Source organism: Halopseudomonas sp., from assembly GCF_041579695.1.
In the GTDB taxonomy this organism is placed as follows: domain Bacteria; phylum Pseudomonadota; class Gammaproteobacteria; order Pseudomonadales; family Pseudomonadaceae; genus Halopseudomonas.
Genome location: NZ_JBFGFI010000040.1, coordinates 1 through 26,640, shown reverse-complemented (window position 1 = coordinate 26,640; position 26,640 = coordinate 1). Strand labels below are relative to the sequence as shown.

Annotated in this window: 18 protein-coding genes; 14 read left to right on the top strand and 4 right to left on the bottom strand. The window is 59.3% G+C overall.

Annotated features, from left to right (window positions below):
* The 8 genes from ABYA88_RS09630 to ABYA88_RS09595 all read left to right on the top strand — a co-directional run.
* The coding region (locus ABYA88_RS09630) for a type IV pilus secretin PilQ (RefSeq protein WP_373186931.1) at positions 1-1,264 on the top strand (1,264 nt) is incomplete at its 5' end.
* A gap of 5 nt (positions 1,265-1,269) precedes the next feature.
* Complete coding sequence (gene aroK / locus ABYA88_RS09625; RefSeq protein ID WP_373186930.1) at positions 1,270-1,785, top strand: shikimate kinase AroK; 516 nt, start codon at positions 1,270-1,272, stop codon at positions 1,783-1,785.
* A gap of 99 nt (positions 1,786-1,884) precedes the next feature.
* The gene (aroB, locus tag ABYA88_RS09620; RefSeq protein WP_373186928.1) at positions 1,885-2,964 is read left to right on the top strand and encodes a 3-dehydroquinate synthase; all 1,080 of its coding nucleotides are present in this window, start codon (positions 1,885-1,887) and stop codon (positions 2,962-2,964) included.
* A gap of 20 nt (positions 2,965-2,984) precedes the next feature.
* A complete protein-coding gene (locus tag ABYA88_RS09615; protein WP_373186927.1) occupies positions 2,985-4,472 on the top strand; it encodes an AAA family ATPase in 1,488 nt (495 codons plus the stop codon).
* A gap of 239 nt (positions 4,473-4,711) precedes the next feature.
* Positions 4,712-9,160: a glutamate synthase large subunit gene (gene gltB, locus ABYA88_RS09610; RefSeq protein ID WP_373186926.1), complete on the top strand. Its 4,449-nt coding sequence runs from the start codon at positions 4,712-4,714 to the stop codon at positions 9,158-9,160.
* 108 nt (positions 9,161-9,268) lie between these two features.
* Complete coding sequence (locus tag ABYA88_RS09605; protein ID WP_373186925.1) at positions 9,269-10,687, top strand: FAD-dependent oxidoreductase; 1,419 nt, start codon at positions 9,269-9,271, stop codon at positions 10,685-10,687.
* A 178-nt stretch (positions 10,688-10,865) separates the two neighbouring features.
* On the top strand, positions 10,866-11,948 hold the full coding sequence (gene hemE, locus ABYA88_RS09600) for a uroporphyrinogen decarboxylase (RefSeq protein WP_373186924.1): 1,083 nt from the start codon (positions 10,866-10,868) through the stop codon (positions 11,946-11,948).
* 39 nt (positions 11,949-11,987) lie between these two features.
* Entirely contained in the window at positions 11,988-12,758 is a 771-nt protein-coding gene (locus tag ABYA88_RS09595; protein ID WP_373186922.1) for a ParA family protein, read from the top strand.
* A gap of 39 nt (positions 12,759-12,797) precedes the next feature.
* Here ABYA88_RS09595 and ABYA88_RS09590 read toward each other — a convergent pair whose 3' ends face one another.
* Complete coding sequence (locus ABYA88_RS09590; RefSeq protein ID WP_373186921.1) at positions 12,798-13,625, bottom strand: universal stress protein; 828 nt, start codon at positions 13,623-13,625, stop codon at positions 12,798-12,800.
* A 198-nt stretch (positions 13,626-13,823) separates the two neighbouring features.
* Between ABYA88_RS09590 and ABYA88_RS09585 the strand changes: the two genes are divergently transcribed.
* Positions 13,824-15,098, top strand: a complete 1,275-nt coding sequence (locus ABYA88_RS09585) for a bifunctional O-acetylhomoserine aminocarboxypropyltransferase/cysteine synthase (protein WP_373186920.1) — start codon at positions 13,824-13,826, stop codon at positions 15,096-15,098.
* 21 nt (positions 15,099-15,119) lie between these two features.
* Here the strand turns inward: ABYA88_RS09585 and ABYA88_RS09580 are convergent, their stop codons facing one another.
* A complete protein-coding gene (locus tag ABYA88_RS09580) occupies positions 15,120-16,916 on the bottom strand; it encodes an SLC13 family permease (RefSeq protein WP_373186919.1) in 1,797 nt (598 codons plus the stop codon).
* A 361-nt stretch (positions 16,917-17,277) separates the two neighbouring features.
* On the opposite strand from ABYA88_RS09580, the gene ABYA88_RS09575 reads away from it, so the two are divergent.
* Positions 17,278-19,068, top strand: a complete 1,791-nt coding sequence (locus tag ABYA88_RS09575; protein WP_373186918.1) for an acyl-CoA dehydrogenase C-terminal domain-containing protein — start codon at positions 17,278-17,280, stop codon at positions 19,066-19,068.
* 199 nt (positions 19,069-19,267) lie between these two features.
* Entirely contained in the window at positions 19,268-21,055 is a 1,788-nt protein-coding gene (locus ABYA88_RS09570; RefSeq protein WP_373186916.1) for an acyl-CoA dehydrogenase C-terminal domain-containing protein, read from the top strand.
* Positions 21,056-21,293: 238 nt separating this feature from the next.
* Here the strand turns inward: ABYA88_RS09570 and ABYA88_RS09565 are convergent, their stop codons facing one another.
* Both ABYA88_RS09565 and ABYA88_RS09560 read right to left on the bottom strand, forming a co-directional pair.
* Entirely contained in the window at positions 21,294-22,085 is a 792-nt protein-coding gene (locus ABYA88_RS09565; RefSeq protein WP_373186915.1) for a 2-keto-4-pentenoate hydratase, read from the bottom strand.
* Positions 22,078-22,989: a TauD/TfdA dioxygenase family protein gene (locus ABYA88_RS09560; protein ID WP_373186913.1), complete on the bottom strand. Its 912-nt coding sequence runs from the start codon at positions 22,987-22,989 to the stop codon at positions 22,078-22,080. Before ABYA88_RS09560 ends, ABYA88_RS09565 begins: the two co-directional genes overlap by 8 nt.
* A gap of 117 nt (positions 22,990-23,106) precedes the next feature.
* On the opposite strand from ABYA88_RS09560, the gene ABYA88_RS09555 reads away from it, so the two are divergent.
* From ABYA88_RS09555 to ABYA88_RS09545, 3 genes are all read left to right on the top strand, one after another.
* Complete coding sequence (locus ABYA88_RS09555) at positions 23,107-24,228, top strand: AraC family transcriptional regulator ligand-binding domain-containing protein (protein WP_373186912.1); 1,122 nt, start codon at positions 23,107-23,109, stop codon at positions 24,226-24,228.
* The gene (locus tag ABYA88_RS09550) at positions 24,221-24,886 is read left to right on the top strand and encodes an ABC transporter ATP-binding protein (RefSeq protein ID WP_373186911.1); all 666 of its coding nucleotides are present in this window, start codon (positions 24,221-24,223) and stop codon (positions 24,884-24,886) included. Before ABYA88_RS09555 ends, ABYA88_RS09550 begins: the two co-directional genes overlap by 8 nt.
* Positions 24,883-26,640: FtsX-like permease family protein (locus ABYA88_RS09545; protein WP_373186910.1), on the top strand; the 1,758-nt coding region annotated here is incomplete at its 3' end. The genes ABYA88_RS09550 and ABYA88_RS09545, both read left to right, overlap by 4 nt.

The window sequence follows — 26,640 nt, the reverse complement described above, 5'->3', positions numbered from 1 at the left end:
GTCGCTGAACTTCCAGGACATCGAAGTGCGCTCGGTACTGCAGTTGATTGCCGACTTCACCGACCTGAACCTGGTTGCCAGCGACACTGTTCAGGGTAGCATTACGCTGCGTCTGCAGAATGTGCCATGGGACCAGGCGCTCGATCTTGTTCTTCGGACCAAGGGGCTGGACAAGCGCAAGGTAGGCAACGTGCTGCTGGTAGCGCCAGCGGACGAGATTGCGGCGCGTGAACGGCAGGAGCTTGAGTCCCAGAAGCAGATTGCCGAGCTGGCGCCGTTGCGTCGCGAACTAATCCAGGTTAATTATGCGCGGGCCAGCGATATAGCGACCCTCTTTGCTTCAGTTACGGCAGGGGAAGGAATACAACGCGGCTCTATAACAGTAGATGATCGTACCAACAGCATCATTGCCCTGGAGACTCAGGAAAAAATCGATGAATTGCGTCGAATCGTGGCTCAGCTGGATATCCCAGTCCGTCAGGTCATGATCGAGGCCCGCATCGTGGAAGCCAACGTCGGTTTCGACAAGGCTCTGGGTGTTCGCTGGGGCGGTAACGTTCAATTGGGTGATCGATTCGGTGCATTCGGCAAGGACGGCCGAACAGACCTGACACCGGGTACAGGTCAAGCGCCAGCTGGCTTTATGGGCTCATTAACGCGTCCTTTCAATACGCCCTTCGTCGACCTTGGTGTGGCAGGTTCCACATCAGGTATCGGTATTGGTTTCATTACCAACAACGCGATACTCGATTTGCAGCTTTCCGCTATGGAGAGTACGGGTAATGGTGAGATCATTTCCCAGCCCAAGGTAGTTACGTCCGACAAGGAAACAGCAAAGATCCTCAAAGGTTCGGAGATCCCCTATCAGGAAGCCAGTTCCAGTGGTGCGACCACTACAGCTTTCGCTGAAGCCGTTCTTTCTTTGGAAGTGACTCCGCAGATTACGCCGGACAATCAGGTGATCATGGAAGTGATCGTCACCAAGGACGAGCCCGATTTCACAAACGAGGTCAACGGAGTTCCAACAATTCGAAAGAATGAGGTCAACGCCAAGATTCTGGTAGGTGATGGCGAGACCATCGTGATCGGCGGAGTATTCTCCAGCGAAACTCAGAACAGCCAGTCGAAGGTACCTTTCCTCGGTGATCTGCCAGTGTTGGGTAAAATGTTCCGACGCGATATGACCATGGAAACCAAGTCCGAGCTGCTGATCTTCCTGACTCCGCGCATCATCAAGAACGGCGCCATCACCGTGGCCAGGTAATCGCATTGCGCAACGTCTTTCTGGTAGGCCCGATGGGGGCAGGTAAAAGCACCATCGGGCGGCTGCTGGCCAAGGAACTCAAATATCCCTTCAAGGATTCCGACCGTGAAATAGAGGCGCGCACCGGCGCCGATATTCCGTGGATCTTCGACGTTGAAGGGGAGGACGGCTTTCGCCAGCGTGAAGAGGCAATGATTGCTGAGCTGGTGATGGAGAACGGGATAGTACTCGCCACTGGTGGCGGCGTGGTCATGCGCGAGGCCAATCGCCAGGCTCTCGCAGCCAACGGCCTGGTGGTCTATCTGCGTACCAGTGTCGATCAGCAGCTGCAGAGAACCTCCAAGGACCGGCAACGGCCATTGCTGCTGAATGCCGACCCGGAACGGGTATTGCGTGATCTGATGGCCAAACGAGATCCGCTCTATCGGGAGATCGCGGATATAATCATCGATACGGATCAGCGCGGTCCCAAAGTGGTAGTCAATACCATTGTCGGACGATTGCTCGAATCCGATTCCTGACCCCTCACGTATTGTCTGCCCTCCTCGGGTCTGTCCGCTGGCTGCCCATGGCGGGGCTGTCTGTTGTATTCTTGCCGGATTCGCTTGGGAGAGATTGATATGCAGCAACTGACGGTCCAGCTCGGTGATCGCAGCTACCCGATATTCATAGGCTCCGCCCTGTTGGCACAGCGGGATCTGTTCACCCCGTATATCGCTGGCAAGCAGGTCTGTATCGTCACCGACGATACTGTGGCACCTCTCTATCTGGACGCCCTTTGCAAGACACTGGAAGGCTATCAGTTGTCGACTGTTGTGCTTCCCACGGGCGAAGCCTACAAGAACTGGGCAACGCTGCAGCAGATCTTCGATACCTTGCTGGCATCCCGTCACGACCGGCGTACCACGCTTGTTGCACTGGGCGGTGGCGTAATCGGCGATATGACCGGGTTCGCGGCGGCCTGCTATCAGCGTGGCGTCGATTTTATCCAGGTGCCGACAACGCTGCTCTCACAGGTGGACTCGTCGGTCGGGGGCAAGACCGGTATCAACCATCCGGCCGGCAAAAACATGCTCGGCGCGTTTTACCAGCCGAAGGCAGTAATCATCGACACGGCGAGCCTCAGGACCCTGCCCGCAAGAGAAGTCAGCGCCGGACTGGCCGAGGTGATCAAGTACGGTCTGATACGCGATGCCGCATTCCTCGACTGGCTGGACGCAAACATGTCAGGCTTGCGGGCTCTGGAGCCTGATCTGATCACCGAGGCGATAGCACGGTCCTGTGCGATCAAGGCTGAAGTCGTTGCTGCCGATGAGCGTGAGGGCGGCGTTCGTGCCATTCTCAACCTCGGTCATACTTTCGGCCATGCCATTGAGGCTCATCAGGGGTATGGGCAGTGGTTGCACGGTGAAGCGGTCGGTGCAGGCATGGCAATGGCGCTGGATATGTCCAGGCGACTGGGTTGGATTGATGAGGATGCGGCAGCGCGCAGTATTCGCATCATCGATCAGGCTGGTCTGCCCGTTCGGCCGCCTGCTGCCATGACGCCCGACGACTTTGTCGAGCTGATGGCGGTAGACAAGAAGGTCCTGGATGGCCAACTGCGACTGGTGCTGCTCAAGTCCATTGGTGAGGCAGCAGTAACCGCCGAATTTGATTCTGAAACCTTGCAGGCCACCCTTGCGCAGGCCCACCCATGACAGACCGACAGGAAGCAGGCATGAACGCGTTGAGCGGTGCTGAAAGTATCGAAGAGTATTACCAGTTAAGCCACGATCCCTTCGCGGCACGCACCCCGGGTTTCAAGTTTTTCACCCCGCAACGCAAGCCGGTGCTGGCGCAGCTCCACCATCTGGCCCGTTTTGGCGATCAGGTGTTGCTTGTCACGGGCCCCGAGGGCAGCGGTAAAACGCTGCTGAGGCAGGTGCTTGTGGCCAGTAGCAACAAGGATACGACCCAGTGCGTGGTGACCACGGCCCGCGAGTTCTCCGACGCAGCTGCGTTAACCTCGTTTTTCTGCCAGGCAGTCAACGCCGGCGGCCGTGATCCTGAAGCGTTGCTGATCAGGGCTGGCCAGCTACATGAAACGGGCGTGAACCTGTATCTGATCATTGACGATGCGCACCTGCTCGAGCAGGAAGCTTTGCAGGAACTGGTCGAGCTGAGTCGCGTCAGCGGCAGTGATTCGCCCCTGCGCATTTTCCTCTTTGCCGATGAGAGCATTCAGCCGATGCTGGATGGTGTTAGCGCGGAGGAGGAGGGCGCAGAATGGCTGCACCTGATACCGCTGCAGCCCTACGATATCGACGAAACACGTGATTACCTCGCCCAGCGCCTCGAGGCTGCCGGGCAGGGTGTGGAGTTGCTGGACGAGGACCAGATACAGTGGATTCACCGGCACAGCGGCGGCTGGCCCGGCCGCATCAACGATGCCGCGCGGCAGTCGATGCGCGAGGCCATGGAGCAGCAGGACGTGCCATTGGCGACACGAAGTTTTCCGCTGCCGATAAAATCATTGCTGGCTGTGGGATTGATAGCCGTCGGCATCGGTTTCGCATGGTTCATGGGCGATCGTCAGGAGGAGCCGGTTACCACCGTGCTCGAGCTCCCGGAACCCGTGGTCCCTGTGGATGTGACCGATGACCCGCAGCTGGCCGAGCTGATCGAACTGAACGCCGAGCCAGGTGTATCGAGTGGCCGTTCCGATCCGCAGGCCGATGCCCGGACCGGTGCTGCCGCAGGCGATGATCAGGCCAGTGATACTGCCGCGCAAGACGCCGTCCGAAGCGCTGGGCAAACTCAGCCTGCGGAAGCCGAGATGGTCAACACCGAGCAGGAGGAGCCGGTTGAGCAGGCTCCTGTGGAGGTTGCTGCCGCCAGGACGCCAGCGCCGGAGTCCGCTCAGCCCGCTTCGGCTGTTGCTGGGGCGGACTGGTACCGCGCGCAAGAGCCGAGCCGTTATGTCCTGCAGGTGCTGGGTTCGCGGAGCCGGGAGGCTGCCAGAGACTTTATCGCGGCCAATCCCGGTGTGTCTGATCTGAGATTTTTCGAAACTACCCACCAGGACAAGCCCTGGTTTGTAGTCACGCAGGGCAATTATCCTGGTCGCCAGCAAGCCCAGCAGGGGATTTCAAATCTGCCGGAGCCGATGCGCCGGGCCAGCCCCTGGCCGCGATCGGTTGGTGAGATCCAGCAGTCACTTGACTGAAGTCACCGGACGGGGAGACAGTAAGACCACCTGTCCCCCGTCGTTAGTAGTCTGGCCGCTGAAAAGCTTTCCTATTTACGACATTTGGATACGCTTATGCGGCACTTTCGGCCGAAAAAAAATTGTGGCCATCATGACCGCTGTGTACAATTACTCCCCTTTTGTCCGGCGCCGAGCCAGATCCAGTCTCGTTTGAATCTCGTAAGCGTCTGAATTCAATAGCATTTGAGAGTGTGCCTATGAAAGCAGGTTTATATCAGCCTGATCAGTTCAAGGATAACTGTGGTTTCGGCCTGATCGCCCACATGCAGGGCGAGCCGAGCCACCACCTGTTACTGACGGCAATTGAAGCCCTGACGTGCATGACACACCGTGGCGGTATCAACGCCGACGGCAAGACCGGTGACGGCTGTGGTTTGCTCATTCAGAAGCCGGACCGTTTCCTGCGTGATGTCGCCCAGGAATCGCTGGGTCTCGCCCTGCCTGATCAATATGCCGTGGGCATGGTCTTCATGGGTGCCGACGAGGCTGCCACTTCAGCGGCCCATTCGGCTTTTGACGCCGCACTCGAGAGCGAAGGCCTTGCATCGCTCGGCTGGCGTGAAGTGCCGGTGGACAGTAGCGTCCTTGGACCGCTGGCCCTGAGCAGCATGCCGCGCATCGAACAGGTATTTGTCTCCGGCGAAGGCCTGGACGAACAGCAGTTCGGCATCAAGCTGTTCTACGCCCGCCGCAAGACCGAGATTGCCATGCAGTCAGCGCCGGACTTCTACGTCTGCAGCCTGTCGCACAAGGTCATCTCCTATAAAGGTCTGATGATGCCAGCCGACCTGGGCCGCTTCTATCCGGACCTGAGCGACCAGCGCATGGAAACCGCGATCAGCGTGTTCCACCAGCGTTTCTCCACCAACACCCTACCCAAGTGGCCGCTGGCCCAGCCGTTCCGTCTGGTCGCGCACAATGGTGAGATCAACACCATTACCGCCAACCGTAACTGGGCGCACGCTCGTCGCAACAAGTTTACCAACGAGCTGTTGCCTGATCTGGACAGCATCTCGCCGATCGTCAACGTGACCGGCTCGGACTCCTCGAGCATGGACAACATGCTTGAGCTTCTACTGGCGGGTGGCATGGATCTGTTCCGCGCAATCCGTATGGTCGTTCCGCCGGCTTGGCAGAACGTCGAGACCATGGATGCCGATCTGAAGGCTTTCTACGAATTCAATTCGATGCACATGGAAGCCTGGGATGGCCCGGCCGGTATCGTATTGACCGAAGGTCGTTACGCGGTTTGTTTGCTCGACCGTAACGGTCTGCGTCCGGCGCGTTATGTAGTCACTAAGAATGGCTATATCACCCTGGCTTCGGAGATTGGCGTCTGGAACTACCAGCCCGAAGACGTAATCAGCAAGGGACGGGTTGGCCCTGGTCAGATACTCGCGGTCGATACCGAGACCGGTGAAGTACTGCACACCGATGATGTCGAAGGCCGCTTGAAATCGCGCCACCCCTATCGCAAGTGGCTGAAGGAAAACGCGCTGCGTATCCAGGCCACGATGAACGACCGCGACCATGGTTCGGACTTCCTCAGCCCGGAGCAGCTCAAGCAGTACATGAAGATGTTCCAGGTCACCTTCGAAGAGCGTGACCAGGTGCTGCGACCGCTGGCCGAAAATGGTCAGGAAGCCGTAGGATCGATGGGCGACGATACGCCAATGGCGGTGTTGTCGACCCGTGTACGCTCGGTCTACGACTATTTCCGTCAGCAGTTTGCCCAGGTCACCAACCCGGCGATCGATCCGCTGCGTGAAGCGATCGTTATGTCGCTTGAAACCTGTGTCGGCGCGGAACGCAACGTATTCGAAGAAACTGCCGAGCACGCCAATCGTGCGATTCTCAGCAGCCCGGTGATGTCGCCTGCCAAGTGGCGCACACTGATGAATCTCGAGCGTCCGGGCTTCGCCGTCCAGCGCATCGAGCTGAACGTGGCAGCAGACATGCCCCTGGCCGAAGCGGTCAAGGGTATTGCGTTGCAGGCCGAGGCCGCCGTGCGCGAGGGCAAGACCCTGCTCGTGCTCAGCGACCGCTATATCGAAGAAGGCAAGCTGCCGGTTCACGCGGCCCTCGCCGTAGGCGCGGTCCATCACCATCTGATTGAAGTGGGCCTGCGTTGCGATTGCAACATCCTGGTCGAAACCGCTACTGCTCGCGATCCGCATCACTACGCGGTCCTGATCGGCTTTGGCGCCACTGCGGTCTATCCGTACCTGGCCTACGAAGTGCTTGGCGACCTGATTCGTACCGGGGAAGTCATCGGTGACCTGTATGAGGTGTTCAAGAGCTACCGCAAGGGCATTTCCAAGGGCCTGTTGAAGATCCTGTCGAAGATGGGTATCTCCACCATCGTCTCCTACCGCGGCGCGCAATTGTTCGAGGCGGTCGGCCTGGCCGACGAAGTGGTCGACGTCTGTTTCCGTGGCGTTGTCAGCCGTATCCAGGGCGCGCGCTTCAGTGACCTGCAGATGGAGCAGGGCCTGCTGGCCAAGGAAGCATGGAATCCCCGCAAGGCGATCCAGCAGGGTGGTCTGCTGAAGTTCATCTTTGGTGGCGAATACCATGCCTACAACCCCGACGTAGTCCGGGCGCTGCAGGATGCCGTTCAGGGTGACAGTTACGACAAGTATCTGGAGTACGCCGGACTGGTCAACAGCCGCCCGGTCGCCTCATTGCGCGACCTGCTGCGCCTGCGTGACGATCAGACGCCGATCGATATCGACCAGGTCGAGCCGCTGGAGAGCATTTTCAAGCGTTTCGATTCGGCTGGTATTTCCCTGGGTGCTCTGTCGCCGGAAGCCCACGAAGCCATTGCCGAGGCGATGAACCGTTTGGGCGCACGCTCGAACTCTGGTGAGGGCGGTGAAGATCCGGCCCGTTACGGCACCTCGCGCAGCTCCAAGATCAAGCAGATCGCATCTGGTCGTTTCGGTGTAACCCCGGAATATCTGGTCAATGCCGATGTACTGCAGATCAAGGTGGCCCAGGGCGCCAAGCCCGGCGAGGGTGGCCAGTTGCCCGGCGGCAAGGTCAACGAGCTGATTGCCCGCCTGCGCTATGCAGTGCCGGGCGTGACGCTGATTTCACCGCCGCCGCACCACGACATCTATTCGATTGAAGACCTGTCGCAGTTGATCTTCGATCTCAAGCAGGTCAATCCGCAGGCGCTTGTTTCGGTCAAGCTGGTTTCCGAACCCGGTGTCGGCACTATTGCCGCTGGTGTGGCCAAGGCCTACGCGGACCTGATTACCGTTTCCGGCTACGACGGCGGTACCGGCGCGTCACCGCTGACCTCGATCCGCTATGCTGGCTCTCCTTGGGAGCTGGGCCTGGCTGAAGCGCATCAGACCCTGCGCGGCAATGATCTGCGTGGCAAGGTGAGGGTACAGACCGACGGTGGTCTGAAGACCGGTCTGGACGTGATCAAGGCGGCCATTCTGGGTGCCGAAAGCTTTGGCTTCGGCACCGCGCCAATGATTGCCCTGGGTTGCAAGTACCTGCGTATCTGTCACCTGAACAACTGCGCTACCGGTGTCGCCACACAGAACAAGCACCTGCGTGACAACCATTACATCGGCACCGTCGAAATGGTGATGAATTTCTTCACCTATGTCGCGACCGAAACCCGTGAATGGATGGCCAAACTGGGCGTGACCCAGTTGCAGGATCTCATTGGCCGCACCGATCTGCTGGAAATCCTGCCGGGTAACACCAGCAAGCAGCAGAACCTGAATCTCGAGCCGCTGCTGTTCAGCAAGGACGTGCCGGCAGACAAGCCGCAGTACTGTGAGTCGCCGCGCAACGAGCCCTTCGACAAGGGCCTGACTGCCGAGAAGATGGTCGAGCTGGCTCGACCCTGTATCGACGGCCTGACCGGCGGCGAATTCGAGATGAAGCTGACCAACTGTGATCGATCGATCGGCGCCCGGGTATCCGGCGAAATTGCTCGTTTGCATGGTAACCAGGGCATGGCCAAGGCGCCGGTGACCTATCGCTTCAAGGGCACTGCGGGCCAGAGTTTCGGCGTGTGGAACGCCGGCGGGTTAAACATGTACCTCGAGGGTGATGCCAACGACTACGTCGGCAAGGGCATGACCGGAGGCAAACTGGTAATCGTGCCGCCCAAGGGCAGCCCGTTCCGCTCGGAAGAAACAGCGATCATCGGTAATACCTGCCTATACGGTGCAACCGGCGGCCAGTTGTTCGCTGCCGGCAGCGCGGGCGAGCGCTTTGCGGTGCGTAACTCCGGTTGCCACGCGGTAATCGAAGGCGCAGGGGATCATTGCTGTGAGTACATGACCGGCGGGATGGTCTGTGTACTGGGTAATACTGGGCACAACTTCGGGGCCGGCATGACCGGTGGTTTCGCCTTTGTACTGGACCAGGACAACAGCTTCTTCGACAAGCTGAACCACGAGTTGGTGGAATTGCACCGGATTGCCAGCGAGTCAATGGAATCCTATCGCAGTTACCTGACCCTGGTTCTGACCGAGTATGTGGCAGAAACCGGCAGCGCCTGGGGCGCCGAGGTTCTGGACAATCTGGACAATTACATCCGTCGCTTCTGGCTGGTCAAGCCCAAGGCTGCGAGCCTGGGCGCACTGTTGAGCAGCACCCGCGCCAACCCGCAGTAAAGTGGTTGTCTGGCATCGGGCCCGATTCATTGCGATCGGGTCCGAACCCAAGGTGAATGTTTGCAGCCGTGCCATATTGGCTTACCGCTGCTGCTAAGAGGTTTATTTATGGCTGACCGTTTGAAAAACGACTTCCAGTTTATCGATGTGGGCCGCAAGGATCCGCAGAAGCGTCCCCTGAAGATGCGCAAGACGCAGTTCGTCGAGATCAACGAACAGTACAAGCCGGAGCAGGCCGCCGATCAGTCGCACCGCTGCCTGGAGTGCGGTAATCCATACTGTGAATGGAAATGCCCGGTACACAACTACATCCCCAACTGGCTGAAGCTGGTGTCCGAGGGCAACATTCTCGAGGCTGCCGAGCTGGCGCACCAGACCAACACGCTGCCCGAGGTCTGTGGTCGTGTCTGCCCGCAGGATCGACTCTGCGAGGGCGCCTGCACCTTGAATGACGGTTTCGGCGCTGTGACCATCGGTTCGGTGGAAAAATACATTGCCGATACCGCCTTCGCGATGGGCTGGCGTCCGGATCTGTCCCACGTGGTGCCAACCGGCAAGCGCGTGGCGATCATCGGTGCCGGCCCGGCAGGCCTGGGCTGTGCCGACGTTCTGGTGCGTGCCGGTGTCAGTCCGGTGGTGTTTGATCGTAACCCCGAGATCGGCGGGCTACTGACTTTCGGTATCCCCGAGTTCAAGCTGGAAAAGACCGTCATGTCGCGTCGTCGCGAAGTGTTCACCGGCATGGGCATCGAGTTCCGCCTGAATACCGAAGTGGGCAAGGACGTGACCATCGATCAGTTGCTTGAGGAGTATGACTCGGTCTTCATGGGTATGGGTACCTACACCTACATGAAAGGTGGTTTCCCCGGTGAGGATCTGCCCGGCGTGTACGACGCGCTGGATTTCCTGATCGCCAACGTCAACCGTAACCTGGGTTTCGAGAAATCCGAAGATGATTTCGTCAATCTCAAGGGGAAGCGTGTTGTGGTCCTGGGCGGTGGTGACACGGCAATGGACTGCAACCGGACGTCGATCCGCCAGGGCGCCAAGTCGGTTCACTGCGCCTACCGTCGGGACGAAGAGAATATGCCCGGTTCGCGCAAGGAAGTGAAAAACGCCAAGGACGAGGGCGTCAAGTTCCTGTTCAATCGCCAGCCGATTGCCATTGTCGGGGAAGACCGTGTGGAAGGCGTCAAGGTGGTCGAGACGCGCCTGGGTGAGCCCGACGCGCGTGGCCGTCGCAGTCCGGAACCGGTTCCGGGCTCGGAAGAAATCCTCCCCGCCGACGCAGTGATTATCGCTTTTGGCTTCAGACCAAGCCCGGCCGACTGGTTCTCCGGGAAGAATGTGGATACTGATAGCCAGGGGCGTGTGGTCGCTGTGGAGCAGGCACAGTACCGTTTCCAGACCAGCAACCCGAAGATATTTGCTGGCGGTGACATGGTGCGCGGCTCTGATCTGGTAGTGACTGCGATCTGGGAAGGCCGTCAGGCCGCCGAGGGGATACTCGAGTATCTCGAGCTCTGAAGCACAGGCCGGATAAGAGGGCGCCCGAGGGCGCCCTTTTTTGTGTTGTCGGTATTTTGCCGGCGACGCAGCAACACATCGTGCGGCAACATGACCCGCGTGTTTGCCCGGCCACCGCTGATCTTTACTCTGGTTTCCCGGTACAATGGCCGCTGATTCCGCAATTGGATGCTATTTCATGCCCCAGCTGAAAAATGACCGTTTCCTGCGTGCCCTGATGCGCGAGCCTGTTGATGTAACGCCAGTATGGATGATGCGCCAGGCTGGCCGCTATCTACCGGAATACCGCGAAGCGCGCAGCCGGGCGGGCGATTTCATGGGTTTGTGCATGAACCCGGAACGGGCGTGCGAGGTAACCCTGCAACCCCTGGAGCGTTATCCGCTGGACGCGGCAATTCTGTTTTCCGATATCCTGACCATTCCGGATGCGATGGGCCTGGGGCTGTATTTTGAGACCGGAGAAGGCCCGCGCTTCCGCAAGCGGATCGACACGCCGGCGGACGTTGAAGCGTTGAAGGTGCCTGATCCGGAGCAGGATCTGGGCTACGTGATGAATGCGGTGCGCACCATCCGCAGTGAGCTCAACGGTCGGGTGCCGCTCATCGGCTTTTCCGGCAGCCCCTGGACCCTGGCCACCTATATGGTCGAAGGCGGATCGTCGAAGGATTTCCGCAAGACCAAGGCCATGCTCTACGATCAGCCCGAAGCGATGCATCAGCTGCTCGGCAAGCTCGCCGAATCCGTTACCTCCTACCTGAACGGCCAGATCATGGCCGGAGCCCAGGCGGTGCAGATCTTCGATACCTGGGGCGGCAATCTGTCAGCCGACGCCTATCAGAAGTTCTCGCTGGCCTACATGCGCAAGATCGTTTCCGGATTGATCCGCGAGCATGACGGGCGCCGTGTGCCGGTAATCCTGTTCACCAAGAATGGTGGTTTGTGGCTGGAAAGTATTGCCGACAGCGGCGCCGATGCGCTGGGTCTGGACTGGACCATCGACATGGGCGCGGCACGCGCTCGCGTAGGGTCAAAAGTGGCTTTGCAGGGCAACATGGATCCGACCGTGCTTTATGCCAAGCCAGCGGCTATCCGCGAAGAAGTGGCGCGCATCCTCAAAAGCTACGGCAAGGGTAACGGCCATGTTTTCAATCTGGGGCACGGCATCACGCCCGAGGTTGACCCGGCTCATGCCGGCGCATTTATTGAGGCGGTGCACGAGTTGTCGGCGATCTATCACGACCCCTCTGCTATCGTGGTCTGAATACATTTAGAGATAGCTAGAGCTGACAGGGAGAGCGTTATGCGGCGGGTAATTTTCAATCAGAAAGGAGGTGTGGGTAAATCCAGTATCGCCTGCAATCTGGCCGCGGTCAGTGCCGCGGCTGGGTACAAGACACTCGTGGTCGATCTCGACCCCCAGGCTAACTCGAGCCATTATCTGCTCGGTGACGGACTGGAGGACGTGGATCTGACAATTGCTGATTTTTTTTCCCAGACCTTGTCCAGCAGTCTTTTCAGCAAGAAGGCTGAGCAGTTCGTCACCGAGACGCCGTTCGAGAATCTCTGGCTGATGCCCGCTAGTCCCGAGCTCGGCGAGTTGCAGCATAAGCTCGAGTCGCGTTACAAAATCCAGAAGCTGCGCAAGCTGCTGAATGATCTCAAGGATAACTACGAGCGGATCTATATCGATACCGCGCCGAGTTTCAATTTCTATACTATTTCGGCGCTGATTGCGTCTGACCGCTGCCTGATTCCCTTTGATTGCGACAGTTTCTCTCGGCAGGCGCTCTATGGTTTGCTGCGCGAACTGGAGGACATCAAGGAAGAGCATAACGAGGATCTGGAGGTTGAGGGCATCGTGGTCAACCAGTTCCAGGCGCGGGCTTCGCTGCCCCAGCAAATGCTGGATGAGCTGATTGCCGAAGGACTGCCGGTGCTTCCGGTTTACCTTTCCAGCTCCGTGCGGATGCGTGAATCCCACCAAGTTAACACGCCGCTTATCTATCTCGACGGGCGACACAAGTTAACCCAGCAATTCATTGCTTTGCATGAGCATATCGAAGCACGCTAAAAGCCCTTCCTCAAAGCATCGGCGCATACCGCCGCTGCTTCAGCGGGTAACCAGCAGGTCGCAGGGTGGGTTCTGCATCAATGCCTTGGCCAGGCTGCCGATCAATGCCTCTTCAAGGCCGCTGCGGCTGTGACAGCCCAAGGCGACAAAGTCCGGGCGCAGGCGCTCGGCGGTCTGCTCCAGCCGGCTTCGCACTTCTCCGCTTTCCACCAGAAGGTGTACCTCCGGACGTCTGATTCCCAGCATGTCCAGGGTCTCCTGCTCATCCGCAATCAGCAGTTCAAGGACCCTCTGCTGTTCAGCTATAAAGTCTTTGCCGGCCTTTGAGGTAATCGCTTCGGAAGGTGGGTTGGATACGTGCAGTGCGTGCAGTTTGCCGCCGTCGAGCAACATAGCCGCGACCCGGAGGGCTTCGCTGGCGTACGCGGAAAAATCCAGCGCAAGCATTGCGCAACGGTACTCGGGGGTTTCGCTGGTTGCCAGCAAGGTTGGCACGGTGGCCAGACGGCTGACCTTCTCCAGCGTCGTTCCGACAAAACGCTCGGGCCCCTTTTTATGGTGCCGGCCCATGACCAGTAATGCTGCATTCTCCTTCTTCGACACGGCAACAATGACCTGTGCCGGGTTTCCTGCCTGAACATACAAACGTGCTTCTATATTCTGGCGGTCAGGGCAGCGGGCGATCTGCTTCTGGAGTTGCGTTTCCGCCCGCATAAGATCCTCTCGGGCACCGCTATCTATGACATGCAGAACTATCAGGGGCGCGCCCAGACGCTTGCTTAGCTGACAGCCACGGCTGAGTGCCATGTCGGCCTCTCCGCTCAGATCGCTGGCAACAATGATTGGGTTGGCTGGTGTTGAATTCACAGTGGCGCCTCGCTCATGAAATGTCTGGTGGTGGAAGGACCCGGGGTCTTGCCCGCGGTAATACACTATTCATGATAGAGCAACTCATGCACCTTACAGGCTCTGATCGCGGATGAGTCCTGCAAACACTAGGATATTGACCTTTGGTCGGCTGCATGGGCATGCTTGGGTATTCCCTCATGATGGAACCTAACGAACATGAAGCTCGAAACCCTCGCAGTTCACTTTGGCTATTCCCCGGATCCGACCACCAAGGCGGTCGCGGTCCCTATCTATCAGACTACCTCCTACGCATTCGACAATACCCAGCATGGTGCGGATCTGTTTGACTTGAAGGTGCCGGGCAATATCTATTCGCGAATCATGAATCCGACCAATGATGTGCTCGAGCAACGGCTTTCGGCCATGGAAGGCGGCGTCGCGGGTTTGGCAGTGGCGTCGGGTATGGCGGCCATCACCTATGCAATACAGACGCTGGCAGAAGTGGGCGACAACATCGTCTCAGTAGCAAAGCTGTATGGCGGGACCTACAACCTGTTTGCCCATACGCTGCCGCGGCAAGGCATAGAGGTGCGCTTTGGCGCCCATGACGACATCGCTGCCTTGGAAAGTCTGATCGATTCGCGCACCAAGGCGGTCTTCTGCGAGTCAGTCGGCAATCCCTCGGGCAATATCATCGATATCGCTGCGCTGGCCGAAGCAGCGCACCGTCATGGGGTGCCGCTGATCGTCGACAATACCGTCGCCACCCCAGCCCTGTGTCGTCCGATCGAACACGGCGCGGATATCATTGTGCACTCCCTGACCAAGTATATTGGTGGGCACGGGACGACGCTGGGCGGCATGGTTATCGATGGTGGGACCTTCCCCTGGGCCGATAACGCCGAGCGTTTTGCGATTCTGAATACGCCCGATCCCTCCTATCACGGTGTGGTTTATACGGAAGCCTTCGGTCCTGCTGCTTTCATCGGCCGTTGCCGGGTAGTGCCCCTACGCAATATGGGCGCGGCTCTTTCGCCAATGAATGCGTTCCAGATACTAATGGGGCTGGAAACTCTGTCCCTGCGCATGGAGCGTCATTGTGAGAACGCCATGAAGGTCGCGCACTATCTGCAGCAGCATCCTCAGGTGAGCTGGGTACAGTTTGCGGGTCTGCCGGATCACCCCGAACACGCGCTGGCGCAGCGCTACATGGGCGGTATTCCAGCGTCGATTCTCTCATTCGGGATCAAGGGCGGTCAGGAAGCGGGGGCGCGGTTTATCGATGCGCTGGATCTGATCGTGCGTCTGGTCAACATTGGTGATACGAAATCACTGGCTTGCCATCCAGCGACTACTACCCATCGTCAGTTGAACGACGAAGAACTGGCCAAGGCCGGCGTACCGCGGGATATGGTTCGATTGTCGATCGGTATCGAGCATGTCGACGATATTCTCGCGGATCTGGCGCAGGCGCTGGAAGCGGCTAAATAAGCCTGCCGCGTCCAGCCGTTCTCAAGCCGGAAACAGCGGCCAGATCAACGGAATAACCAGCGTCGCAGTGGCCCACATGATCAGGTTCATCGGAATGCCGATGCGCATGAAGTCGGTGAATTTGTAGCCGCCGGCGCTGTAAACGAAGGTGTTGGTCTGATAGCCGATGGGCGTTGCAAAGCTGGCGCTGGCGGCAAACATCACCGCGACCACGAACGGCCGCGGATCGGCGCCCAGTTGGTAGGCTACGCCCATCGCAATCGGCGTCAGCAGCACCGCCACCGCGTTGTTGCTGACGATCTCGGTCAGCGCCGAGGTCAGCAGGTAAATAAACGACAGCATGAACAGCGGGCCCATCAGGGGGGCCAGCAGCATCACCTGGGCGACCACGGTATCCACCAGACCGACTTTTTTCATTGCCACGCTGATCGCCAGCATGCCGAAGATGATGGTCAGAATGCGCCAGTCAATGGCCTTGTATGCATCTTCGGTATCCAGGCAGCCGGTTGCCAGGACAATGGCTGTTGCGATCATCGCCAGCCCCTCGATGGGCATCACCTGTAGCGCCGCCATTAACATCACGCCCAGCACCGAAGCAATCGCAATAGGCGCCTTGTTGCGCCGATAGGCGCGCTCCTGCACGGTATTCAGACTGATCAGGTCGCCATTGTCGGCAAACTTGCGGATCTGCGTTGGCGTGCCTTCCACCAGCATCACGTCGCCGAACTGCAACTGGAAGTCGTCCAGGTTGTCCTGAATGTTTTCGTTGTGGCGATGGATCGCCAGCACGTGGATGCCGTAGCGCGCGGTCAGGTTCAGGTCGCGCATCGGCCGGTGGCTGTAGCGCGAATTGCGACCGACGATTGCTTCAGCCAGCACTACGTCACGGGTAGAAATGGTCTCGAAGTTGGCCGGCTGCTCGTGATTGAACGTCAACAGACCGGTTTGGCGCAGCTCAATGAAATCGCGCATGTTGGCATGCAGCACCAGCCTATCGCCGGCATTCAACACGGTGGTGTTAACCGGCGTGGAGAGCTCTTCGTCGCCACGGAAAATCTTCAGTACCTGAATACCGCTGTCGCCATTGAGTTTGGCCTCACTGATGCTCTGGTTGACCACGGGCGAGTCATGGGGCACCAGCAGTTCGGTCATGAAAGGCCGGCTTTGATCGGGCCGCAACTGCTTGGACAAACTTTCGCGGTCAGGCAGCAAGCGGTGGCCGACCAGCATGATAAAGGCCAGGCCGATCGCGGCCATGATCAGCCCCGGCAGGAATATCTCGAACATGCCGAAAGGCTCCATGCCCTGTTCCCGCGCTACGCCATCAACCAGTATGTTGGTCGAGGTGCCAATCATCGTCATCGTACCGCCGAGGATTGTGGCATAGGACAGTGGGATCAACATTTTCGATGCCTTGCTGCCGACCTGGGCTGCGAGCGTAACAGCGACAGGCGTGAGGATGGCAACCACGGGCGTATTATTGATAAAGGTCGAGAGCACCATGGCAGTCAGCATCAGGCTGAACAGGGTGCGCAGCGGGCTGCCGCCACCCATCCGCGATAGCCATTTGCCCAGAGCCTCGACACAGCCAGTGCGCTCCAGCGCGGCGGAGAGAACGAACATGCAGGCAATAGTGATGGGTGCGCTGTTGGACAGGATGCCGAGCACATCGGCAGGGCTCAGCAGGCTGCTGACCAACAAAACCGCTACCGCGATGCCGACCACGACGTCGGGACTGAATTTTTCCCGGGCAAAGGCATAGAACACCCAGCACAGCAGGAAGGCGACGCCAATCATTGGCAGTGAATCCCAGCTCATCAACCCGAACCTTGTCATATAGCTGAGGCCCCGCGTGCCGGAACCTTTCAGGTCGCCACCTTAAAAGGGAACTCTAATATTGTCCAAGCACGAAAACTGATTTTTATATATCTTTAAGGAATATACAGAGGCTGAGCAGCGCATCGAAAAGCAGGAGCTCAACGCAGCGATTTCGGGTAGTTCTCCAGATTGTGTCGCTTGCGGTCGGTCTGTGTTTTGCCGGTGCCTTATGGCTTTGTATCAAGCAATGAAATTGGCCGGCATATGCCTTGACCGGCAACGCTGGTCGGCATAGTGTTCAAACGACTGTATGAATTCTGGCGGTTGGCACAAGCCAGTTGTCTATTTTGGAGATTGCATCATGCCTGATTACAAAGCTCCGTTGCGCGATATGCGCTTCGTGATGGAAGAACTGCACAATTTCGGCGCAGGTTACGAGCGTTTCAATTTGACCGACGCGACCCCGGATGTGATCTCCGCGGTGATGGAAGAAGCCGCAAAGTTTGCCGGCGAAGTTCTCGCACCCCTGAACCGCACCGGTGACGAAGAAGGCTGCCATATCGATGACGGCGTAGTAACCACTCCGGCCGGTTTCAAGGAGGCCTATCACCAGTTCGTCGAGAACGGCTGGCCCTCTATGACTGCTCCAGTGGAGTTTGGTGGTCAAGGTCTGCCGGTTTCCCTCGGCTTCGTGACTGCCGAGATGACAGGTGCCGCCAACTATGCCTGGAGCATGTATCCGGGTTTGAGTCAGGGCTGTGCGGCGGCGATTCGCGCCCACGGCAGCCAGGACCAGAAAGAGCTGTACCTTACCAAGCTGTTTGCCGGACAGTGGACAGGTTCCATGTGCCTGACCGAGCCGCAGTGCGGTACCGACCTGGGCTTGACCAAGACCCGCGCGGTGCCCCAGGCCGATGGCAGCTACCAGATCACCGGCACCAAGATCTTCATCTCCTGCGGCGAGCATGATTTTGCCGAGAACATCGTGCACCTGGTGCTGGCCAAGCTGCCGGGCGCGCCCGAGGGCACCAAGGGTATCTCGCTGTTCATCGTGCCCAAGTTCCTGCCCGACGCCAGCGGCGAAGTCGGCGAGCGTAACGGTGTGAAGTGCGGCTCGATCGAGCACAAGATGGGTATCAAGGCTTCGGCCACCTGTGTGATGAACTTTGATGATGCCAAGGGCTTCCTGATCGGTGAGGTGAACAAGGGCCTTAACTGCATGTTCACGATGATGAACCATGCCCGTCTGGGTACTGGCATGCAGGGTCTGTGTCACGGTGAAGCGTCCTACCAGAGTGCTCTGGCCTACGCCAAGGATCGCCTGCAGATGCGCGCGCTCTCTGGTCCTGCGGAACCGGACAAGCCTGCCGACCCGATTATCGTGCATCCCGATGTACGTCGCATGCTGCTGACCATGAAGGCCTTTAATGAAGGTAACCGGGCGCTGGCTTTTTACACTGCGCAGCTGCTGGACAAGGCGCATTACGCCTCTGATGCTGCCGAGCGCGAGAACGCCGAAGAGCAGCTGGCTTTCCTCACGCCCATCTGCAAGGCATTCATGACCGAAACAGGTCTGGAAGCGACCAATCATGGTGTGCAGATATTTGGTGGTCACGGCTATGTGCGTGAGTGGGGCCAGGAGCAGCAGTTGCGAGATTGCCGCATCGGCCTGATCTATGAGGGCACCAATGGCATCCAGGCGCTGGACCTGCTGGGTCGCAAGGTACTGATGACCCAAGGCAAGATGCTGCGCGCCTTCACCAAGGAGGTGCACGTTTTCTGCAAGGCCAACGAAGGCGATGCCCAGTTCGGCGAGCACATCAAGAAGCTCAGCGCGCTGAATGCCCAGTGGGGCGAGATGACCCAGAAAATCGCGATGAAGGCGATGCAGAACCGTGAGGAAATCGGTTCGGCAGCGATGGATTACCTGATGTTCTCGGGTTACGTCACCCTGGCGTTCTTCTGGGTGAAGATGGCCATGGCCGCGCAGAAGCAGCTCGATGCCGGCACCAGCGAAGAGGACTTCTACAAGGCCAAGCTGGCGACTCAGGAGTTCTACTTCAAGCGCCTGCTGCCGCGCGCCCAGGCCCACGTGGAAGCGCTGGAGTCCGGTGCGGACAACTTGATGCAAATGACTGCCGAGCAGTTCTGATCCGTAGATAGTTGCAAGCCGCAAGCCGTACGAAAAACCCCGACTGGTTCGGGGTTTTTCTTTTGCTGGTGCTGAAACTGTTTGTGACTGGATTTTACAAAATGGTCATTTAAAGACGCTATCGATCTATTTGTTGTCGCGGTACACTTGGCGCCCTGTTCCGGATGGTCCGGGCGACGCTACTGCAAGAGGATTTTCCATGGCCGATTACAAAGCCCCCCTGCGTGATATTCGCTTCGTGCTCAACGAGGTTTTCGAAGCCGACAAGCTGTGGCAGAGCCTGCCCGGGCTGAACGGTGCGATTGACGCCGAAACAGCCGAAGCCATGCTCGAGGAAGCCGGCAAGATTACCTCCCAGACCATTGCCCCGCTCAATCGTAGTGGCGATGAAGAGGGTGCCCACTGGAACGATGGCGTGGTGACGACTCCGGCTGGATTCAAACAGGCCTACACCACCTACGCCGAAGGCGGTTGGGTCGGTCTGGGTGGTAATCCTGAATTTGGTGGTCTGGGTATGCCCAAGACCCTCGGAGTGCAGGTCGAGGAAATGGTCTACGGTGCCAATAACAGCTTCGCGCTTTATCCCGCGCTGACCGCGGGTTGCTGCCTGGCGCTCGATGCCCACGGCAGCGAGGAGCTCAAACAGGCATACCTGCCCAACCTCTACAGCGGAGTCTGGGCCGGCACCATGTGCCTTACCGAGCCCCATTGCGGCACGGATCTGGGCATTATCCGCACCAAGGCCGTGCCGCAGGATAACGGTACCTATGCGGTTACCGGCACCAAGATATTTATCACCGGCGGCGAGCACGACCTGACCGACAACATCATTCATCTGGTTCTGGCCAAGCTCCCTGATGCTCCAGCCGGACCCAAGGGCATCTCGTTGTTCCTGGTGCCCAAGGTGCTGGTCAATGCTGACGGCAGCCTGGGCGAGCGCAACAGCGTCAGCTGTGGATCGATCGAACACAAGATGGGCATCAAGGCCTCGGCTACCTGCGTGATGAATTTCGATGGCGCCGAAGGCTACCTGATCGGGGAAGTGAACAAGGGCCTCAATGCCATGTTCACCATGATGAATTATGAGCGCCTGTCGATTGGCATCCAGGGTATCGGTTGCGGCGAAGCCTCTTACCAGACGGCGGTTGCCTATGCCCGCGAGCGTACCCAGAGCCGGTCGCCGACCGGCGCAATAGCACCCGAGCAAACGGCTGATCCGATTATCGTGCATCCCGATGTACGTCGCATGCTGCTGACCATGAAGGCAATGACTGAAGGTAGCCGCGCATTCTCCACCTATGTCGGTTCGCAGCTGGATATCAGCAAGTTTGCCGATGATCCCCAGATCAAGAAGAAGGGCGAGGATCTGGTTGCGCTGCTGACACCGGTAGCCAAGGCCTTCTTTACCGATATCGGGCTGGAGAGCTGTATTCATGGCCAGCAGATTCTCGGTGGTCACGGTTATGTGCGCGAGTGGGGACAGGAGCAACTGGTGCGCGATGCGCGGATTGGTCAGATCTACGAGGGTACCAACGGTATCCAGGCGCTGGACCTGATGGGCCGCAAGACCGTGGCCAACGGTGGCGCCTTCTTCAAGGTATTTGCCGAAGAGGTCCGCGAGTTTATCGCCGCCAACCAGGACAAGGATCTTGCCGATTTCGTGCAGCCGCTGGAAAAGGCGCTGACCAATCTGGAAGAGCTTACTGCACTGGTCATCGATCGCAGCAAGACCAATCCCAACGAAATCGGCGCGGCATCGGTCGAATATCTGCACGTGTTTGGGTACACAGTCTACGGCTACATGTGGACGCGGATGGCCAAGGCCGCTCTCGCCCGGCTCGATCAGGACGGCGACGGCTTCTATGCCGCCAAGCTTGGCACCGGACGTTTCTTTATCAAGCGCCTGCTGCCACGCATTCACTCATTGAGCGAAGCGGTACGCGCCGGTAGCGAGTCGTTGTTCGAGCTGGACGCAGCCCAGTTCTGAGTCGAGGAGGCCTTGTAGGTAAACGCTTACAAGGCCTGGCGGTGATCGACTATGGGCAGGTCCCTGCTCCCTGCGTAGTATTGATCCCGCTAGGAGCAACGCAGGGACGCATCAAGAATTAACACGGAGCAGGGACAGTGCCTGGAGGCACCTCGATTTAGGGATGATCAGGAACAATGTTCTGCAAAACCTCGCTTCGGCGGGGTTTTTCTTTGCCCGCCATTTGTCCGTCGCCACCTCACTCGAAACTGCACTCGAGCTTGCCAAGACCGCCCAGTTCCAGCCGGATTCGATCGCCTTTTTCCACTTTCTGCATGGGCCCCAGTGAGCCCGAGAGTATGACTTCCCCGGCCTGCACGGGGGTGCCGCGTTCAGCGAGCTCACGGACCAGCCACAGGCAGGCCTTGAGCGGGCTGCCCATGCACTTGCCGGCGTTGCCTTCCACCGCTTTTTCATCGTTGCGGTAGAGCTGCATCGTCATGCCCGAGAAATCGAGGTCGCGGACATCCCGCTGCTCCTTGCCCAGCACATAGAAACCTGATGACAGGTTGTCTGCCACAGCGTCGAACAGGCTGCGAGGCCAGCCGGCAAAGGCCGAATCGCAAATTTCCAGTGCCGGCACAACCTTGCCGATACTGTTCATCAGCGTTTCCTCGTCAACTTCCGGATCGTCCACTGCGGCACTGAAAATGAAAGCAACCTCGCCTTCCACTCGTGGGGAAATCAGTTTCTCGATGGGTATGCTGGCGCCGTCTTCATAGCTCCAGCCTTGCACCAATTTTCCGAATAACGGCATTTCCAGCGCCATCTCGGCCTGGGCTTGCGGGTCAGTGAGGCCCAGTTTGTAGCCAACTGTCTTCTGACCCACGTAGTTGAAGCGCTTGATCAGTTCCTCCTGAACCGTATAAGCCTGCTCCAGCATGCCGATCTCGTATTTGCCCGCCACCGGTTCGCAGGGTTCAAGGTTGCGTCGTGCCACGAACAGGTCGTCGGCGGCACTGCGTGGATCAAAAATCCTCTCTTCATTCATTCAAGCTGCCTCGCTCGGGCTTATCACCCACCACAGTCGTTCGGTACATTTCGCGGCGCTGGCCGAAGTAGTCCGACACCGGCTGGTGCCATACGCAGCGGTTATCCCAGATGGCCAGCGTGCCCGGTGTCCAGCGCATGCGGCAGGTGAATGCCGGTGCGCTGGCTACCGAGAATATATAGTCCAGCAGGGGTCTCGCCTCTTCGGCCTTCAAGCCCTCAATACCCAGAGTATAGGCAGGGTTGGCGAACAGCACATTGCGACCGGTCTCCGGGTGGCGGGTAATCAACGGGTGACAGCGCACATCGTGGTCGACGTTCTCGCCATAGACGATCTGCATGCTCTCCAGGCCGGCGTTGTGTTTGGCGTTAGGGCCGTAGCCATATTCCGGCGTATTGATGCCATTGAGCTCGAGCAATATCCTGCGCATGGTCGGCGATAGCCACTCGCACGCCAGGTACATATTGTTGAACAGCGTATCGCCGCCCACCTCGGGCACATCATGGCCATAAAGAAGGGTAAAGGCGGGCGGGCATTCCTGGAATGACCAGTCCGAGTGCCAGGCGCCGCCGAACACGAACGGTGTTCCTTCGGTCGCTTCCTTGACCACATGCACCACATGGGGGTGATCGACCATCGGTTTTACATAGGGCTCCACACCGAACTCGCCAAAGCGCTGCGATACCGTCTCCAACTGTTGCACGCTGAGTGACTGGTCGCGGATAAACAGGACCTGGTGATCCAGCAGAGCCTGGCGCAGATCTGCCTGCCCTTGCTCGGAAAGGCTGTTCAGGTCGATATCGTGGATGTCCGCACCCAGGCCGCCGGCGACCGGCGCGGTGCGAAAGTGAGGGCTCTTGCGGGCCAGGTTGTTGCGCGCGGTGGTATAGAAGAATTCGGGCATGGCGGTTACCTCTTGTTATAGGTTTTTACCTTCTGAGCATGCCCGAGCCTCTATACTGCTTCCATGATCAGTTGTGCCACCGAATGATAATTACTGCCAAAATACGAGGAGGCAGCATTGGACTGGCGACAGAGACGGGACAATACCAATCTGCGTTTTTTGCTTGAGGTCGCTGCAGACAAAGGGGTGGCCGCTGCCGAATGCCTGGCTGATACTGGCTTGCAGCGCATGGCCGCTAGCACAGATGGGGCAGGGAGCGCGCAGGCCCTGGCGGCCGATATCGAGAGCATCGACCGCGTCGAGTTGTGGCAGGAGCTTGCCGTCATCCGCAATCTGGTCGCGCAGCGCTCGGCCGCCGGTATCGGCCTGCAGATCGGTCGGCGTTATCACCTGACCAGTCTCGGCCTGCTTGGCTACGCGATGTTGGCCAGCAGAACCCTGCGCGATGCGATCGACGTCACCGGCCAGTTCAGGCCCCTGTCGCTCTCGATATGTCCGGTGTCACTGCAGGAGCATCCCGATGGCGTGCTGATGACGCTGGATGAAACTGTGCTGCCTGCCGATGCACGCTGCCTGGTAGTCGAGCGAGGCATGACCGCGTGGCAATGCCTGTTCTCGGAATTGTTGCAGCGGCCGTTTGTACCCTTGAGGGTGGATTTATGCGTGCCTGGCGCCGGCACTCCGGCACTGTATTCGACGCACTTTGGCTGCGTTGTGAACACGCAGGCCTCCGGCAACCATATGTTGATAGCGGCAGAGGATCTTCGCACCGAACTGCCCCTGGCCAATGCACTGACCCAGCGCACCTGCGCGAGCCTGTGCCAGCACCTGTGCGACAGCCTGGAAGATATCCATACACCGCTGGCCGGTCAGGTGATGCAGTTGCTGATGAGTCGCTCTGGTCATATTCACCCGGCGCGTGAAGCCGCGGCTTACCTCGGCCTTTCCGAGCGTACCCTGCATCGCCGCCTGGCAGGGGAGGGACATTCCTATCGGCAACTGGATGAGCGGGTCAGGCGTAATCTGGCCGAGAGGCTGTTGCACGACAGTGCACTGGGCATCGACAGCATCGCCCGGCAGTTAGGTTATGCCGAGGCTGCGAGTTTTTCGCGGGCGTTCAAGCGCTGGACCGGGTTGTCTCCGGATTACTGGCGCAGGCAACGCCAGGCAGAACCGCTGGAGCCATTGCTAAATGCATTGGTGCACTCTGCCGGTGCGGGGGATATTCAACGTGCTTGAAATAAGCAACCTGAAGAAGTCCTACCCCGGCCCACAGGGCCAACTGCCGGTGCTGGACGGCGTCAGTCTCCGACTTGAGGCCGGGAGCAGCCTGGCGCTGATGGGTGAGTCGGGCAGCGGCAAGAGCACCTTGCTGCATCTGGTCGCCGGCCTGGATCAGGCTGACAGCGGCGACATTCATGTTGCCGGGCAATCCTTGGCCGGCCTGAACGAGTCTGCCCGGGCGGCGTTCCGGCGTGATCAGGTAGCGGTGATATTCCAGCAATTCAATCTGATTCCCTCGCTGCGGGTGGCGGACAATCTGGCGTTTCAGGCGCGGCTGGCGGGCAGGCTGGATCAGGGTTGGCTGGACTGGCTGACCCAGCGCCTGGGCCTGGCTGATCTGCTGCAGCGCTATCCCGAGCAACTGTCCGGCGGCCAGCAACAGCGGGTGGCCGTGGGTCGCTCTCTGGCAGTGCGGCCGCCGCTGGTACTGGCCGATGAGCCCACGGGGAATCTGGACGAAAACAGTGCTGACGAGGTGATGGCGTTGCTGCTGGAACTGGTGCAAAAAGCCGGTTCAAGTCTGCTGATGGTGACCCACAGCGCGAGCCTGGCGGCCCGGCTGGATCGCCAGGTAGTACTGAAAGCCGGTCGGGTGCACGGGAGCGGGAAGTGATCCGTCATTGTGGATGGGTGCTGCACACACTGCTCAGTCATTGGCGCCGCCATCCGCTGCAGGCTGCCTGCCTGCTGGTCGGCCTGTGGCTGGCCACCGCGCTGTGGACCGGCGTTCAGGCGCTCAACAGCCAGGCACGTGAAAGCTACGATCGCGCCGCAGAGCTGTTTGCCGGCGGTGCACAAACGGTGCTGGTGGATCCTGCGGGGCGCGGTTTCGAGCAGGCGTATTTCGTCACATTGCGCCGTGCTGGCTGGCCGGTTTCACCCGTGCTGCGCGGGACGGTCGAGCTGGCGGACGAGGATAGCGGGCGCAGACTGCAACTGACCGGTATCGAGCCTCTTACCCTGCCGGGCGAGGGCGCCGTCACGGGTGAGATAGGGAACCAGGATACCCTGCGGGCATTCCTGTTGCCGCCCGGGCTTACCTGGATAGCCGCCGACACCCTAGCCGAGCTCGGACTTGCGGCGGGCGCTACCCCGACGCTTGAGGGTGGCGAACGATTGCCGCCCCTGCACGTGGTGGAGGATCTGCCGCCGGGAATGTTGCTGGTGGATATTGGCCAAGCTCAGCGGCTGCTGGGGCAGCGCGGCATGCTGAGCCAGCTGCTTGTCGAAGATTACTTCGCGGCTGGGCAGCCAGCGTTGCCAGCCGAGGTACCCCTGGCCTGGCAGGCCGGCGACGAAGGCGACCTAGTGCGCCTGACCGACAGTTTCCACCTCAACCTCACTGCGCTGGGATTGCTCGCCTTTGTGGTCGGATTGTTCATCGTTCACGCCGCGGCGAATCTGGCCATGGAGCAGCGCCGAGGCCTGTTGCAGACACTGCGCGCCTGCGGCGTCAGCCTGAAGACGCTGCTCGCGGTCCTGCTGCTGGAGTTGCTGGCGATGGCCCTTCTGGGTGGCGGCCTCGGGGTGCTCAGTGGGTTTGCGCTGGCGGCCCTGCTGGTCGGTGATCTGGCGGCCAGTCTTCGTGGTCTGTATGGCGCTCAAGTGGCAGGCCAATTGACGCTTGATGCCAGCTGGTGGCTGACCGGTCTCGGCATGAGCCTGCTCGGCACACTGATTGCTGGCGGCGGCAGCGTACTCGCCGCGATGCGCTTGCCGGTACTTGCCTGGGCCAGGCCGCAGGCGTGGCGTGAGGCGCAAGGGCGCATGATCAGACGGCAGACCTTGCTCGGAGCGCTGCTTCTGACGCTGGCCGGCGCGCTGATGGCCTGGGGCAACTCCCTACTTGCCGGTTTTGCGTTGCTGGCCTGTCTGCTGTTGGGAGCAGCCTGGCTGCTCCCGCTGTGTTTGCAGGCCCTGCTGCGGCTGGCCCAACGGAGCCGGGGTGGACCAGTCCGCCAATGGTTCTGGGCTGACAGCCAGCAACAGCTGTCGGGTCTGAGTGTCGCGCTGATGGCACTGTTGCTGGCGCTGGCAGCCAATATCGGCGTCGGCAGCATGACCGAGGGTTTTCGTCAGACCTTTACCGGCTGGCTCGATCAACGCCTGGCCGCGGATATCTACGTGCGCCCGCAGGATGCCCAGCAGGCGGAGGCCATAGGCCTGTGGCTCGAGCAAAGCCCGCAGGTGCATGCCCAGTTGCCCAGTTGGCAGCTCGACACCCGTGTCGGCGGCTGGCCGACCCAGTTGAGCGGCATCATCGACCATCCGCTGTATGCCGAGACCTGGCCTATGCTGGAAACCACCAGCGAGTCCTGGCCTGAACTCGCTGCCGGGCGGGGCGCCATGGTCAGCGAACAGCTGGCC

Coding starts and splice junctions, on each gene's coding strand:
- ABYA88_RS09615 (WP_373186927.1), top strand. CDS start 2,985: ATGAACGCGTTGAGCGGTGCTGAAAGTATCGAAGAGTATTACCAGTTA.
- ABYA88_RS09585 (WP_373186920.1), top strand. CDS start 13,824: ATGAAGCTCGAAACCCTCGCAGTTCACTTTGGCTATTCCCCGGATCCG.
- gltB (WP_373186926.1), top strand. CDS start 4,712: ATGAAAGCAGGTTTATATCAGCCTGATCAGTTCAAGGATAACTGTGGT.
- ABYA88_RS09575 (WP_373186918.1), top strand. CDS start 17,278: ATGCCTGATTACAAAGCTCCGTTGCGCGATATGCGCTTCGTGATGGAA.
- ABYA88_RS09605 (WP_373186925.1), top strand. CDS start 9,269: ATGGCTGACCGTTTGAAAAACGACTTCCAGTTTATCGATGTGGGCCGC.
- ABYA88_RS09560 (WP_373186913.1), bottom strand. CDS start 22,989: ATGCCCGAATTCTTCTATACCACCGCGCGCAACAACCTGGCCCGCAAG.
- aroB (WP_373186928.1), top strand. CDS start 1,885: ATGCAGCAACTGACGGTCCAGCTCGGTGATCGCAGCTACCCGATATTC.
- ABYA88_RS09580 (WP_373186919.1), bottom strand. CDS start 16,916: ATGAGCTGGGATTCACTGCCAATGATTGGCGTCGCCTTCCTGCTGTGC.
- hemE (WP_373186924.1), top strand. CDS start 10,866: ATGCCCCAGCTGAAAAATGACCGTTTCCTGCGTGCCCTGATGCGCGAG.
- ABYA88_RS09570 (WP_373186916.1), top strand. CDS start 19,268: ATGGCCGATTACAAAGCCCCCCTGCGTGATATTCGCTTCGTGCTCAAC.
- ABYA88_RS09595 (WP_373186922.1), top strand. CDS start 11,988: ATGCGGCGGGTAATTTTCAATCAGAAAGGAGGTGTGGGTAAATCCAGT.
- ABYA88_RS09565 (WP_373186915.1), bottom strand. CDS start 22,085: ATGAATGAAGAGAGGATTTTTGATCCACGCAGTGCCGCCGACGACCTG.